The organism is Acidovorax sp. M14 (assembly GCF_049331375.1).
GTDB lineage: Bacteria > Pseudomonadota > Gammaproteobacteria > Burkholderiales > Burkholderiaceae_C > Acidovorax.
Window position 1 is genome coordinate 3,544,689 of record NZ_CP186263.1, and the last position, 14,664, is coordinate 3,559,352.

The 14,664-nt window shown below is 65.6% G+C and carries 12 protein-coding genes; 5 read left to right on the forward strand and 7 right to left on the reverse strand.

Annotated elements, in window-relative coordinates:
• Positions 1–23 precede the first annotated feature (23 nt).
• The 7 genes from ACOYR4_RS16605 to ACOYR4_RS16635 form a co-directional block, all read right to left on the reverse strand.
• Positions 24–977: an NAD(P)H-dependent flavin oxidoreductase gene (locus tag ACOYR4_RS16605; RefSeq protein ID WP_422847357.1), complete on the reverse strand. Its 954-nt coding sequence runs from the start codon at positions 975–977 to the stop codon at positions 24–26.
• A gap of 134 nt (positions 978–1,111) precedes the next feature.
• On the reverse strand, positions 1,112–2,902 hold the full coding sequence (locus ACOYR4_RS16610; RefSeq protein ID WP_422847358.1) for an acyl-CoA dehydrogenase: 1,791 nt from the start codon (positions 2,900–2,902) through the stop codon (positions 1,112–1,114).
• A 76-nt stretch (positions 2,903–2,978) separates the two neighbouring features.
• Positions 2,979–3,911 (reverse strand): electron transfer flavoprotein subunit alpha/FixB family protein, encoded by a 933-nt coding sequence (locus ACOYR4_RS16615; RefSeq protein WP_422847359.1) that lies wholly within the window; start codon positions 3,909–3,911, stop codon positions 2,979–2,981.
• Complete coding sequence (locus ACOYR4_RS16620; RefSeq protein ID WP_295941090.1) at positions 3,912–4,661, reverse strand: electron transfer flavoprotein subunit beta/FixA family protein; 750 nt, start codon at positions 4,659–4,661, stop codon at positions 3,912–3,914.
• A gap of 225 nt (positions 4,662–4,886) precedes the next feature.
• Entirely contained in the window at positions 4,887–6,215 is a 1,329-nt protein-coding gene (locus ACOYR4_RS16625) for a mechanosensitive ion channel family protein (protein ID WP_422847360.1), read from the reverse strand.
• A gap of 11 nt (positions 6,216–6,226) precedes the next feature.
• A complete protein-coding gene (locus ACOYR4_RS16630; RefSeq protein WP_343736166.1) occupies positions 6,227–7,012 on the reverse strand; it encodes an enoyl-CoA hydratase in 786 nt (261 codons plus the stop codon).
• Between the two features lie 113 nt (positions 7,013–7,125).
• On the reverse strand, positions 7,126–8,079 hold the full coding sequence (locus tag ACOYR4_RS16635) for a histone deacetylase family protein (protein WP_015015122.1): 954 nt from the start codon (positions 8,077–8,079) through the stop codon (positions 7,126–7,128).
• Between the two features lie 53 nt (positions 8,080–8,132).
• On the opposite strand from ACOYR4_RS16635, the gene ACOYR4_RS16640 reads away from it, so the two are divergent.
• From ACOYR4_RS16640 to ACOYR4_RS16660, 5 genes are all read left to right on the forward strand, one after another.
• Positions 8,133–9,053, forward strand: coding sequence for an AAA family ATPase (locus ACOYR4_RS16640; RefSeq protein WP_422847361.1), 921 nt, complete (start codon positions 8,133–8,135; stop codon positions 9,051–9,053).
• Positions 9,054–9,056: 3 nt separating this feature from the next.
• Positions 9,057–10,100: a DUF58 domain-containing protein gene (locus tag ACOYR4_RS16645; protein ID WP_422847362.1), complete on the forward strand. Its 1,044-nt coding sequence runs from the start codon at positions 9,057–9,059 to the stop codon at positions 10,098–10,100.
• A 115-nt stretch (positions 10,101–10,215) separates the two neighbouring features.
• The gene (locus ACOYR4_RS16650; RefSeq protein WP_422847363.1) at positions 10,216–12,243 is read left to right on the forward strand and encodes a transglutaminaseTgpA domain-containing protein; all 2,028 of its coding nucleotides are present in this window, start codon (positions 10,216–10,218) and stop codon (positions 12,241–12,243) included.
• 137 nt (positions 12,244–12,380) lie between these two features.
• Positions 12,381–13,493 carry a lytic murein transglycosylase B gene (gene mltB, locus ACOYR4_RS16655; RefSeq protein WP_422847364.1) on the forward strand — a complete coding sequence of 371 codons (1,113 nt, stop codon included), beginning with the start codon at positions 12,381–12,383 and terminating at the stop codon, positions 13,491–13,493.
• Positions 13,494–13,669: 176 nt separating this feature from the next.
• Positions 13,670–14,662 (forward strand): ABC transporter ATP-binding protein, encoded by a 993-nt coding sequence (locus tag ACOYR4_RS16660; RefSeq protein ID WP_422847365.1) that lies wholly within the window; start codon positions 13,670–13,672, stop codon positions 14,660–14,662.
• Positions 14,663–14,664 lie beyond the last annotated feature (2 nt).

Sequence of the window (14,664 nt, forward strand, 5' to 3'; positions counted from 1 at the left end):
GCGCCGCGCCGGGCAGAAGCGCATCACAGCTTCAGGCGTGCGCGGGCGGCCTCGTACTCGCTGCGCAGGCGGGCCACCAGCTCGGCCGTGCTGGTCACGGCGTTGATGGCGCCAATGCCCTGGCCGCAGCCCCAGATGTCCTTCCAGGCCTTCTTGGCGTCGCCGCCAAAGTTCATCTTGCTGGGGTCGGACTCGGGAAGGTTATCGGGGTCCATGCCCGCCGCACGGATCGACGGCGCCAGGTAGTTGCCGTGCACACCGGTGAAAAGGTTGCTGTAGACGATGTCGTCAGAGTTGCTGTCCACGATGGCCTGCTTGTAGGCCTCACTGGCACGCGCCTCGTGCGTGGCGATGAAGGCCGAACCGATGTAGCCAAAGTCCGCCCCCATGGCCTGTGCAGCCAGCACGGCGCCGCCGGAGGCGATGGATCCGCTGAGCGCCACGGGGCCGTCAAACCACTGACGGATTTCCTGGATCAGCGCAAACGGGCTCTTGGTGCCAGCGTGGCCACCGGCACCGGCCGCCACGGCGATCAGGCCGTCAGCGCCCTTTTCGATCGCCTTGTGCGCGAACTTGTTGTTGATGATGTCGTGCAGCACCACGCCACCCCAGGCATGTACGGCCTGGTTCACATCCTCGCGCGCGCCCAGGCTGGTGATGATGATCGGCACCTTGTACTTGGCGCAGACCTGCATGTCGTGCTCCAGGCGGTCGTTGCTCTTGTGCACGATCTGGTTGATGGCGAAGGGCGCGGCAGGCTTGTCGGGGTTGGCCTTGTTGTAGGCCGCCAAGGTTTCTGTGATCTCGGCCAGCCATTCGTCCAGCAGCTCTGCGGGGCGGGCGTTCAGGGCAGGCATGGAGCCCACCACACCGGCCTTGCACTGCTCGATCACGAGCTTGGGGTTGCTGATGATGAACAGCGGCGACCCGATGACGGGCAGCGACAGGTTTTGCAACACGGGAGGCAGTTTGGACATGGCTACAACTTCCAGAACAAGAATAGGGATGGAATAGGCCGGACGCGCTAGTGAATCATGCGCCCGTAGCTATCATTTTTATATCAAGGCCCCTGCCCTGCAGGTGGCCCGTCTCCTCACAGCACGCCAGTCCTTCAGAAGGCTTCCAGCGCCAGCTCGGTCACGCTGGCTGCGCCTTCCACAATGCTGTCGCGCAGGCCGGGGGCCTTCACCAGGATGTGGTCGGCGTAGAACTGGGCCGTGGTGATTTTTGCGCGCATGAAGGCTTCGTCCTGTCCCTTTTGCAACAGGTCTTGCGCCACCAGCAGGCTGCGAGCCAGCTGCCAGCCAGCCACCACATTGCCTGCCAGCATCAGGTAAGGCACGCTACCTGCAAACACGGCGTTGGGCTGGGCCTTGGTGCCACCGGCCACGAAGTCGATCACGTCGAGCAGCGCCTTGCGCGCCGCCGTGAGGCGTTTGGCCACGGCCAGCGCGGCAGGGGTGCCGCTGGCCAGCAGATCGGCCTCGGTCTTCTCGATCTGCGCAGCAATGCCCTTGGCCACCTGGCCGCCATCGCGGGCTGTCTTGCGGCCCACGAGGTCGTTGGCCTGAATGGCGGTAGTGCCTTCGTAGATGGTCAGGATCTTGGCGTCGCGGTAGTACTGGGCCGCGCCAGTTTCTTCAATGAAACCCATGCCGCCGTGCACCTGCACGCCCAGGCTGGTCACCTCCAGGCTGGTCTCGGTGCTGTAGCCCTTGACCAGCGGCACCATGAATTCGTAGAACGCCTGGTTCTGCTTGCGCGTGTCGGCATCGGGGTGGTGGTGGGCGGCGTCAAACGCCGCCGCCGCCACGGTGGCCATGGCGCGGCAGCCCTCGACGGTGGCGCGCATCGTCATCAGCATGCGCTTCACATCAGGGTGATGGATGATGGGCGCGCTGGCGGCAATGCTGCCGTCCACAGGGCGGCTTTGCACGCGGTCTTTGGCGTACTGCACGGCTTTTTGGTAAGCGCGCTCGGAGATCGCAATGCCCTGCATGCCCACGGCGTAGCGGGCCGCGTTCATCATGATGAACATGTATTCGAGGCCACGGTTTTCTTCGCCCACCAGGTAGCCCACGGCACCGCCGTGGTCGCCAAACTGCAGCACGGCCGTGGGCGATGCCTTGATACCCAGCTTGTGCTCGATGCTCACGCAGTGCGCGTCGTTGCGTGCACCCAGCGTGCCATCCTTGTTGACCATGAACTTGGGCACCACGAACAGGCTGATGCCCTTCACGCCCTCGGGCGCGCCTTGCACGCGGGCCAGCACCAGGTGCACGATGTTTTCGGCCATGTCGTGCTCACCGTAGGTGATGAAGATCTTGGTGCCGAAGATCTTGTAAGTGCCATCCGGCTGCGGCTCGGCGCGGGTGCGCACCAGGGCCAGGTCCGAGCCCGCCTGAGGTTCGGTCAGGTTCATGGTGCCGGTCCATTGGCCGGTCACCAGCTTCTCCAGATAGGTGGCCTTGAGCTCATCGCTGCCTGCTGTCAGCAGGGCCTCGATGGCGCCATCCGTCAGTAGCGGGCACAGCGCGAAGCTCATGTTGGCGCTGTTGGTCATCTCGATGCAGGCGGCGCCAATCGTCTTGGGCAGGCCCTGGCCGCCGAAGTCGGCAGGGTGCTGCAGGCCTTGCCAGCCGCCGTCGGCGTACTGGCGGAAGGCCTCCTTGAAGCCTGGAGTGGTCGTGACCACGCCGTCTTTCCAGCTCGATGGGTTCTTGTCGCCTTCCCAGTTGAGCGGAGCCAGCACGCCCTCATTGAACTTGGCGCACTCTTCCAGCACGGCAGAGGCCGTGTCGAGTCCGGCATCTTCAAAGCCGGGAATCTGCGCGATCTGTTCAATGTGGGCCAGGTGCTCGATGGCGAACAGCATGTCCTTGACGGGGGCGGTGTAGCTCATGGGTGTCTCCGGGAAAGCAAAATTTCGTCAAAAAAAAGGCATCGCGAGCGATGCCTTTGTGTGCACAGGGGCGTTCTTACAGGGCCTTGACCAGTTCCGGCACCGCCGTGAACAGATCCGCTTCCAGCCCATAGTCAGCCACGCTGAAGATCGGTGCCTCAGGATCCTTGTTGATCGCCACGATCACCTTCGAATCCTTCATGCCCGCCAAGTGCTGGATGGCACCCGAGATACCGGCCGCGATGTACAGCTGCGGCGCCACGATCTTGCCCGTCTGGCCCACTTGCCAGTCGTTGGGCGCGTAGCCTGCGTCCACCGCAGCGCGGCTGGCACCCAGAGCGGCGCCCAGCTTGTCGGCCAGCGGGGTCATGACTTCGTCGAACTTTTCCTTGCTGCCCAGCGCCCGGCCACCGGAGACGATGATCTTGGCAGCGGTCAGCTCGGGGCGGTCGCTCTTGGCGATTTCGCTGCCCACAAAGCTGCTCTTGCCGGCGTCGGCCGTTGCAGCGGCGGTTTCGACTGGTGCGCTGCCACCGGTGGCGGCTGCGGCGTCAAAGCCGGTGGTGCGCACGGTGATGATCTTGACGCTGTCGCTGCTTTGCACGGTGGCGATGGCGTTGCCAGCGTAGATGGGGCGCTCGAAGGTGTCAGGAGAGACGACCTTGGTGATGTCGCTGATCTGGGCGACATCCAGCTTGGCGGCCACGCGGGGGGCCACGTTCTTGCCGCTGGCAGTGGCGGGGAACAGGATGTGGCTGTAGTTGGAGGCGATGGCGAGCACTTGGGCGGCCACGTTCTCTGCCAGGCCGTGTTCCAGGCCTGCTGCGTCTGCGTGGATGACCTGGGCGACACCGGCGATGCTGGCGGCGGCTTGTGCGGCTGCACCGGCATTGTGGCCAGCCACCAGCACGTGCACGTCGCCGCCGCAGGCGACGGCGGCCGTGACGGTGTTCAGCGTGGCGCCCTTGATGGACGCGTTGTCGTGTTCAGCAATAACGAGTACCGACATTTAGATCACCTTCGCTTCGTTCTTGAGTTTTTCGACCAGGGCGGCCACGTCGGCCACCTTGATGCCAGCACCGCGCTTGGCGGGTTCGGTCACCTTCAGGGTCTTCAGGCGGGGCGCCACGTCCACGCCGAGGTCTTCGGGCTTGACGGTATCGAGCTGTTTTTTCTTGGCCTTCATGATGTTGGGCAAGGTGACGTAGCGGGGCTCGTTCAGGCGCAGGTCGGTGGTGATGACGGCGGGCAGGGAAAGCTGCAGGGTTTCCAGGCCGCCGTCGACTTCGCGGGTCACGCTGACTTTGTCGGCAGCGAGTTCGACCTTGCTGGCGAAGGTGGCCTGGGGCAGGTCGGCCAGGGCTGCCAGCATCTGGCCGGTCTGGTTGGCGTCGTCGTCGATGGCTTGTTTGCCCAGGATGATGAGCGAGGGTTGCTCTTTGTCGACCAGGGCTTTGAGGAGCTTGGCCACGGCCAGGGGCTGCAGTTCCACGTCGGTCTCGACCAGGATGGCGCGGTCGGCGCCAATCGCCATGGCGGTGCGCAGGGTTTCCTGGCACTGGGCCACGCCGCAGGAGACTGCGATGACTTCGGTCACCAGGCCTTTTTCTTTCAGGCGCACGGCCTCTTCAACGGCGATTTCGTCAAAGGGGTTCATGCTCATCTTCACGTTGGCGATGTCCACACCCGTGTTGTCCGACTTCACGCGGACCTTCACGTTGTAGTCCACCACGCGCTTGACAGGGACCAAGACCTTCATTGCTGCGGCTCCTAGAGAGTTGGTTGAATTGACGTTTACGTAAACTAGAACATTCTATGTCGCACTGCAGCGAAAGCGCTACGGAGCCACCACACAGACTGCACAATCACAAAAAAGAACGATCGTGCTTTTTGTGAATTATAGGCGAGTGCACAAGGCCAATGTCTAGAGTGGGCTGTCGCCTGCGCTACCGGGCACCCACCAGGACATCGGCGAGCCCCCGGCTCAGCCCGCCGAAGGGGGTGCTGGCGCGGGAGTCCCGCCCGGCGACATCACAGCCGGGACTGCGCCATCGACTTGGACATGCATCACCCGTTGCGGGTAAGGGATTTCGATCTGGTGGGCCCGCAGCGCACTCAGGATGGCCCGGTTGATGTCCGAACGCAGTCCCAACGACCCGTTTTCAGGGTCCGCAATCCAGAACCCCACGGTGAACTCCAGCCCATCGGCACCGAAGGCCGACAGCGCGGCGCTGGGGGCCGGGTCGCGCAACACGCGCGGGCTGACCAGGGCGGCATTCGTGAGCAACTGGGCCACCTGGTCCACATCGCTCTCATAGGCAACGCTGACCACGGTGGACATCCATACCTTAGGGTCGCTGAGCGACAGGTTCTCTACCCGCTGGGTAATGAGCATTTCGTTGGGCACGATAGACTCGCGGCCGGACGATGAGCGGATGACCGTGTAGCGAGCGTTGATCTGCGTGATGCGCCCCTCGAAGTTGTCGAGCTTGACGTTGTCACCAATGCGCATGCTGCGCTCAGCCAGGATCACAAAACCGCTGACATAGTTGGCCGCCAGCTTCTGCAGGCCAAAGCCAATGCCCACGCCGACCGCACCACCCAGCACCGACAACGCAGTCAGGTCGATGCCGACCGACGACAAGGCCACCAGCAAGCCCACAAACACCAGCAGCGCCCGCACCGCATTGCTCACGGCCTTGCGCAGCGACAGCTCGGCGCCCGTGGCCGAGCGCAGCAGGCGCGACTCGATGGCCGCCGAGATCCACAAGGCGATCAGCAGCACCGCTGCAGCGGTGACCGCCCCTTCGATGATGGTGCGCACCGACAGCGTCGCCCCGCCCACCTTCCAGTGGATCTGGTCCAGCTCGTCCAGCACCAGCGGCAACAGCCCGGTGACCCACAGCACCATGCCCAGCCACGCCATCCAGGAGATGGAGCGCTCGATGGGCCGCACCCAGGCAGCGTCCGGGTAGGCCACCTGCAGCACCTTCACGCCGATGCGAATGACCACCAGCGCTACCAGCACGGGGATCGCAATCTTGAAAGCCGCCAGCGCCACCCAGTGGTGCAGCAAGGTGCGCGCGATGTAGGCCAGACTCAGCAGCACCAGCGGGAACAGCGCGCCGTCCACAATCCGCACCCCAAACAGGATGGAGCGCGGATCGCCTTGGCGCAGGCCGCGCTGCAGCAGCGCCACCAGCCCCCAGGCCAGGCCCACACAAACGGCCAGGACAGCCAGCTCCACCAGCACCGTGGGGCTGAGAAAGGCCTGCACCCACAGGCCCACGTCGTCGAGCATCGGCTTGTCCATCGTGCCGTGCCTCAACGCTTCCAGGCGGGCTGGCGCTTCTCGGCAAACGCACGGGCGCCCTCCTGGGCGGCCTCGTCCATCATGTTGGTGGCCATGGTCTGGCCGGCCAGCTGGTAGGCGGCATCGATGCCCAGCTCGCGCTGCTGGTACACCAGCGCCTTGCCCATGGCCACGGCCACGCGCGGCTTCTGCAGGATAGATTGCACCAGTTGCTCGACCTCGGCATCCAGCGCATCGGCGGGCACCACGCGGTTTACCAGCCCTTGCGCCAGCGCGGTGGGCGCATCGATGAAATCACCGGTGAGCAGCATTTCCATCGCCCGCTTGGCGGGCACGTTGCGCACCAACGGCACGCTGGGCGTGGCACAGAACAGGCCGTAATGAATGCCGCTTGTGGCAAAGCTGGCCGTGTTGGCCGCCACGGCCAGATCACACTGCGCCACCAGCTGGCACCCCGCAGCCGTCGCCATGCCCTGCACCCGTGCGATGACGGGCACGCTGAGCTTGTGGATCGTCAGCATCATCCGGCTGCACTGCGCAAACAGCTTCTGGTAGTACGCCAGCTCTGGGTGGGCCGCCATGTCCTTGAGGTTGTGGCCCGCGCAAAACGCCTTGCCGGCTGCCGCCAGCACCACCACACGCACCGATTCGTCGCGGCCCGCGTCGTCCAGCGCCTGCTGCAGCGCCGTGAGCATCTCGCTGCCCAGCGCATTGAAGCGGGTAGGGTCGTTCAGGGTCAGGGTGACCACGCCGCGTGTGTCGCGGGCAATTTGCAGCAGCTCATGGGAATTCGTCATCATTCTTCTCCAGTGTTTTGCACGACCGGCACCGCCGAGACTGGCGCGTCTCCAGGCCATCGCCACCAGGCAGGCGGCCGGTCAGAGCGCCGGAGACACCCCGGTCAGGGGGCTTACAGATCCGCAAGGACTCGCAGATGCGCCTCCACGCTGCGCGCCAGCGGCCCCATCACGTAGCCACCTTCCAGGCAAGACACGATGCGCCCTTTCGAGTAGCGCCGGGCCACATCCTTCACGCGCTGGGTGATCCAGGTGTAGTCCTGCTCGGTCAGGCCCAGCTGGCCCATGTCGTCCTCGCGGTGGCCGTCAAAACCGGCACTCACAAAAATCATCTCGGGCTTGAAGGCCTCCAGCCGGGGCATCCACATCATCTCGATGATCTCGCGGATGTCCATGCCGCGCGTGTACGCAGGCACCGGCACGTTGACCATGTTGGGGGCCGGGTCGTGGTCGCCGCTGTAGGGGTAGAACGGGTGCTGGAAGATGCTGACCATCAGCGCGCGCGGGTCGTTGGCCAGGATGTCTTCGGTGCCGTTGCCATGGTGCACGTCAAAGTCCACCACCGCCACGCGCTGCAGGTTGTAGCGCTGCAAGGCGTATTTGACGGCCACCGCCACGTTGTTGAAAAAGCAGAAACCCATGGCCTTGTCGCGGCAGGCATGGTGCCCTGGGGGGCGTACAGAGCAGAACGCGTTTTCGACCTCGCCCGCCATGACCGCATCGGTGGCAGCCAGCGCGGCACCTGCGGCACGCAGGGACGCCTTCCAGGTGTGGGCGTTGATGGAGGTGTCGGTGTCGATCTGCGCGTAGCTCGGGCCGCCGGCCATCAGCTCTTCGTTGAGCCGGTCGGACAGGCCGCGCAGCGCCGCAATGTGCATGCGGCCATGGGCCAGTTCGATGTCGGCCAGTGAGGCTTCGGGCGCCTCGTAGCGCTCCAGCGCATCCCCCACGCCGGTGACCAGCAAACGGTCTTCAATCGCATCCAGCCGCTCGGGGCATTCGGGGTGGCCCGGGCCCATCTCGTGCTTCCAACAATCCCGGTGGGTGAAATAGCCCGTCTTGCTCACAGTCTTGTCCCCGCGTCTCGCATTTTTTGCCGTTTTTCGGATAACGTCGTGCCATGAATGCACAGCACAAGATCAAATCGCTCCTGGATCAGCTTAACACGGTGATCGTGGGCAAAAAGGCCCAGGTTCAGGACTGCGTGGCCTGCCTGCTGGCAGGGGGGCACCTGCTCATCGAAGACGTGCCGGGCGTGGGCAAGACGACGCTGGCGCACGCGCTGTCCCACACTTTTGGGCTGCAGTTTTCGCGCGTCCAGTTCACTGCCGACCTGATGCCCAGCGACCTGACCGGCGTGTCGGTGTACGAACGCGGCAAGGAAGCCTTTGTGTTCCACCCCGGCCCGGTGTTTGCCCAGGTGCTGCTGGCCGACGAGATCAACCGCGCCAGCCCCAAAACGCAGAGCGCCCTGCTCGAAGCCATGGAAGAAAAGCAGGTCTCGGTCGAGGGCGAAACCCGCGCACTGCCCCACCCGTTCTTCGTGATCGCCACCCAGAACCCGCACGACCAATTGGGCACCTTTGCACTGCCCGAGTCGCAACTTGACCGCTTCTTGATGCGCATCTCCATCGGCTACCCCGACCGCGCCGCCGAGCGCCTGCTGCTGTCGGGCGACGACCGCCGCGACATGGTGAGCAGCCTGCTGCCTTTGCTGTCGGCCGAGGAGCTGACCGAGCTGCAGTGCCAGGTGCAGGCCGTGCACACCGCCGATCCGCTGCTCAACTATGTGCAGGACCTGATCGCCGCCACCCGCTCGGGCCGCTGGTTCTTGCAGGGCCTGTCGCCCCGCGCGGGCATTGCCCTGCTGCGTGCCGCCAAAGCCCAGGCGCTCATCAGCGGGCGCGACTACGTGGCACCGGACGATGTGCAGGCCGTGCTGCCGCAAACCATCGCCCACCGCCTGGTGCCCGTGGGCGACGCCGGGCGCGGCGCGGTCGAGCAGGTGCGCGCCATGGTCGATGCCGTGCCGCTGCCCTGATCGATGGAATCCGCCGTCCACCCTTCCCTCACCACGCCCACGGGCTGGCGCGGCCTGGCTGCGCGGCTCAGCCCCGTGGCACGCCTTCGCAGGCGCTTTCAGCGCTGGTGGCAGGCACGCCTGCCGCTGTCCGACACGCTGCAGCTCACCCAGCGCAATGTCTACATCCTGCCCACCAGCTCGGGCTGGATGCTGGCGCTCACGCTCGTGGTGCTGCTGGTGGCTTCCATCAACTACCAGCTCAACCTGGGCTACCTGCTGACCTTTTTGCTGGCCGGCAGCGCGGTGGTGGGCATGCACCTCTGCCATGCCAACCTGCGCGGGCTGACGCTGCACCTGAAGGCGCCCGAGCCGCATTTTCTGGGCACGAGCACGGCGTTCGAGATTCAGCTCTCCAGCGATCGCAAGTCGCCCCGCTATGGCATTGCCCTGGCGGTGCACGGCACCGGCAAGGCCGAACACCACTGGGCATGGACCGATGTGCCCGCCCAGGGCCAGGCCAGCGTGCAGGTCGCCTTCCAGCCCGGGCGCCGGGGGCTGCACCGCGTGCCCACCCTGACGGCCGAGACGCGGTTTCCGCTGGGCACCTTCCGCGTATGGACCTACTGGCGCCCCGCTGCCGAGGTGCTGGTGTACCCTGCGCCCGAGGTGCCGCCACAGCCCTTGCCGCCGGGCGAGCCCCGCGCCGGGGGCACGGGCAATGCGCCGTCGCAGGGCATTGGCGAATTCGACGGGGTGCGGGCCTACCGGCGGGGCGACCCACTCAAACTGGTGGTCTGGAAGAAGGCCGCCAAGTCGCTGGCCACCGGCACCGACGACCTGGTGAGCCGTGACGCGCAACAGGCGCAGCGGCATGAGCTGTGGCTGGACCTGGCCCACGCCGCCCTGCCCAACCACGAGGCACGCGTGTCGCGACTGACGGCCTGGGTGCTGCAGGCCGACCGCCTGGGCCTGGACTATGGCCTGCGCCTGCCTGGCACCGAGATCGCACCCGACACCGGGGCAGCCCACCGTAGGCGCTGCCTGGAGGCCTTGGCCCTGTGTTGACCCGCTGCCGCTTATTTCAGTCCATATTGGCCCCAAGCGCATGTTCATATTGCCTCAGAAGCTATCAAATACATAGCAAAATGAAATCCATCGCCCTCCACCCCGCCGCGCAGCCATGAGCCTGCGCCAGACGCTCCACGCACTGCCGCGCGACGCGCGCGACACGCTGTTTCTGCTCGTCGTGATTGCGTGGGTCATCGCCCCGCAGGTCAACGTGTTGCCTGTATGGGCGAGCCTGCTGGCGGCCGGACTGATGCTGTGGCGCGGCTGGCTGGCCTTCAAGGGCCGCCCGCTGCCGACGCGCTGGGTGCTGGCCGTTCCGCTGGTGATCGCGGTGGCGGGCACGCTGTACACCCACCGCACCATCCTGGGCCGTGATGCCGGGGTGACGCTGATCGTGATGCTGCTGGCGCTCAAGATGCTGGAACTGCGCGCGCGGCGCGACGCGCTGGTGGTCTTCTTCCTGGGCTTCTTCACGATGCTCAGCAACTTCTTCTTCTCGCAGTCGCTGTTCACGGCTGCTGCCATGCTGGTGGCGCTGCTGGGGCTGCTCACGGCCCTGGTCAACGCCCACATGCCTGTGGGGCGGCCACCGCTGTCGCAGGCACTGCGCACCGCAGGCACCATGGCGCTGCTGGGCGCGCCCATCATGGCGGCGCTGTTCATGCTGTTCCCGCGCATGGCGCCGCTGTGGGGCATGCCGGCCGACAACCTCACCGGCCGAAGTGGACTGTCGGGCACCATGAAGATCGGCGATATGGCTGAGATTGCACTGGATGACCGCGTGGCGATCCGCCTCCGGTTTGAAGGCGACGAGCGCAGCATACCGCCGCAGTCGGCGCTGTACTTCCGCGGGCCGGTGATGACGGGCTTTGATGGCCGCCAGTGGCAAGCCGAGCCATTCCGCGAAGACAGCCCTTGGGCCGCTCGCGTAGCTGTGCCTGCAAACCTTAAGGTCAGCGGCCCGGCCGTGCGTTACGAAGTCACGCTGGAGCCCCAACGCCAGCCCTGGCTGATGGTACTCGAGGCCACGCCCGAGGCTCCTACCTTGCCCAACATGCAGGCCTACATGACGCAAGATTTGCAGTGGATGACCGCGCGCCCAATCACCGAGGTACTGCGCTACCAAGCAGTGAGCTACCCCAGCTTCCGCCACGGCCCCACAACATCGAGCCGGCAGCTGCGCGTGCACACCGAGCTACCCCCAGGCTTCAACCCGCGCACGCTTGAACTGGCCACACAGATGCGCGCAGACCCAACACTCACCAACGCCGACACCCAGCAGCTGGTCGATGCCGTGCTGCAGCGCCTGCGTACGGGCGGCTATAGCTATTCGCTGGACCCGGGAGTATTTGGCGAACACACGGCCGACGAATTCTGGTTTGACCGCAAGGAAGGGTTCTGCGAACACATTTCATCAGCCTTTGTAGTGCTGATGCGTGCGCTGGACGTGCCCGCGCGCATTGTCACCGGATACCAGGGCGGCGAGCGCAATCCGGTGGACGGCTACTGGACAGTGCGTAACGCAGATGCCCACGCATGGGCCGAGGTGTGGATGGAAAGCCGCGGCTGGGTACGCGTGGACCCAACGGGCGCAGTCTCGCCTGGCCGGATCGGAGCCTTCCAGCGGCTGCGCGCCCCCCAAGGAGCCTTTGCCACAGCCATGGGCACGGTCATCAGCCCGGGCCTGGCGCAGAACCTGCGCGCCGTGTGGGAGGCCGTCAACAACAGCTGGAACCAGTGGGTGCTCAACTACACCCAAAGCCGCCAGCTGGACCTGCTCAAGTCGCTGGGCTTTGAGTCGCCCAGCTGGCAGGACCTGACCATGGTGCTGGGCATCCTGATCATCGTGGCGGCCCTTGGGGGCATGGGCTGGAGCCTGTGGGAGCGCAGCCAGCACGACCCGTGGCTGCGCCTGCTGGCACGCGCCCGCCAGCGCCTGGCCCGCGCCGGGCTGGTGGTGCCCGACACCCTGCCGCCCAGGGCCATGGCCGAGCGGGTGCAGGCACAATTCGGCGCACCCGCTGCGGCGGTGGCCGACTGGCTGCTGCGGCTGGAGCGCGTGCGCTACGCCCCCCACCCGGAGGCCGCGCTGGGCGATTTGCGGCGGGAGTTCCGCAGCATTGCCTGGCCGAGAAGTTGACCCCCCTGAGCGGCGTTGCCGCTTCCCCCCAGGGGGACGATGCCCTCGCTGCGGGGCGGCCCTTGCTTGGCATCCCTGGTCTTGGAGCGCGCCGGTATCGGACGCTCGAGGGAGCCATAACATGACGAACCATTGACATGAAGAAGACAGCACCATGGACCGCAGCAGCTATATTTTTGATAGCTGCCTGGGCATTACCCGCTAGCGCAAAGCCCGAAAATCAACCCAAACCAGCAGCACAGAAAGCGCATGCCAAAGCCGGGCAGGCCCACCAGGGGCGGGCCAGTGCCAAGGCCCCGGTGCTCTATGCATCGCGCCCCGAGGCCATGGACTTTGCCGACGACCTGGCCACGCGCCGCGACCTGGACCGCGAATGGGTGCGCCAGGCCATTGGGCAGGCGCATTTTCTGCCCCAGGTGCCACGCCTCATGCTGCCGCCGGCCAAGGGTACGGCCAAGAACTGGCGCGTGTACCGCAGCCGCTTCATCGACCCCATTCGCATCCGTGCAGGCGTGCGTTTCTGGCAAGAGAACCAGGCCACGCTGGAGCGTGCCGAACGCGAGTTTGGCGTGCCGGCCGAGATCATCGTGGGCATCATCGGTGTGGAGACCATCTACGGCCAGCAGATGGGCACCTTCCGCGTGATGGACGCGCTGGCCACGCTGGCGTTCGACTTCCCCTCTGCCCACCCGCGCGCCAAGGAACGCACCGAGTTCTTCCGGCGCGAGCTGGAGCAGTTCCTGAGCCTCACCAACCGCAGCAACACCGACCCCTTTGAGCCACGCGGCAGCTACGCTGGCGCCATGGGTCTGGGCCAGTTCATGCCCTCCAGCTGGGTGCGCTACGCGGTGGACTTTGATGGCGACGGCCGCGTGGACCTGTTCAAGAGCCCGGCCGATGCCATTGGCTCAGTGGCCAACTACTTCCGCGGCCACGGATGGACGCCCGGCATGCCCACGCACTTTGGGGTGCAGTTCGACAACGCGCGCCTGCAGCTGGACGACCTGCTCGCCCCCGACATCCTGCCCACCTTCAGTGCCGCCAGCATGTTGGCCAAGGGCGCTGTACTCGATGCCCAGGGTGCGCAGCACACGGGCCCGCTGGCGCTGGTGGAACTGCAGAACGGCAACGATGCCCCCAGCTACGTGGCGGGCACCGAGAACTTCTACGCCATCACGCGCTACAACTGGTCCAGCTACTACGCCATGGCGGTGATCGAGCTGGGCCGCGAGGTGGCGGCAGCGCGCTGATGGCGAACCCCTGCGCTGCTAACCAAACACCTACCGGCTGAACCCGGAGGTTTCTGCGGGCACGGAGCCCCTGCCCTGCACGCTTGCGCAAGTCAGTCCACAATGCCCGGCTTCGACCGCTTGCACAGCGGCCCGGCCAAGGCGGCGCGCCCTGATCCTCCAAGAGAACCTTCCCCATGCCTGCATCACCTTCTCCAGCACCCGACACGGACGCCATCGTCCGCGTACGCGGCCTGAGCAAAACCTACGCCGGCGGCTTTCAGGCACTCAAGAACATCGACCTGGACATCCGGCGCGGCGAGATCTTTGCGCTGCTGGGGCCCAACGGCGCGGGCAAGACCACGCTGATCAGCGTGATTTGCGGCATGAACAACGCCACGGCGGGCACCGTCACGGCAGATGGTCATGACACGGTGCGCGACTACCGCGCAGCCCGTGCTGCGATTGGCCTGGTGCCCCAGGAGCTTCACACCGACTCGTTCGAGACCGTGTGGGCAACAGTGAACTTCAGCCGGGGCCTGTTTGGCAAGGCCCCCAACCCCGCGTACATCGAGAAGATCCTCAAGGACCTGTCGCTGTGGGACAAGAAGGACAACAAGATCCTCGCGCTGTCGGGCGGCATGAAACGCCGCGTGCTGATCGCCAAGGCGCTGTCGCATGAGCCCAAGATTCTGTTCCTCGACGAACCCAGCGCTGGCGTGGATGTGGAGCTGCGCCACGACATGTGGCGCCTGGTGCGGGCGCTGCGCGACGCGGGCACCACCATCATCCTGACCACCCACTACCTGGAAGAAGCCGAGGACATGGCCGACCGCATCGGCGTGATCCGCAAGGGCGAGCTGATCGTGGTGGAAGACAAGGCCGTGCTGATGCGCAAGCTGGGCAAGAAGGAACTTGCCATCACACTGCAGCAGCCCATGGAGCAGGTGCCCGCAGCGCTCGCCCGCTGGCCGCTGTCTTTGAGCCAGGGTGGCACCGTGCTGACCTACACCTTCGACACGCAGCGCGAGGACACCGGCATCGCCGCCCTGTTGCGCGCCCTGGCCGAGCACGGCATCGACTTCAAGGACCTGCATTCCAGTGAAAGCTCGCTCGAAGACATCTTCGTGAGCCTGGTGCACCAGGACAAGGCCCCCACCGCTTCGGCCCAGAAAGCGATCCCAGCATGACC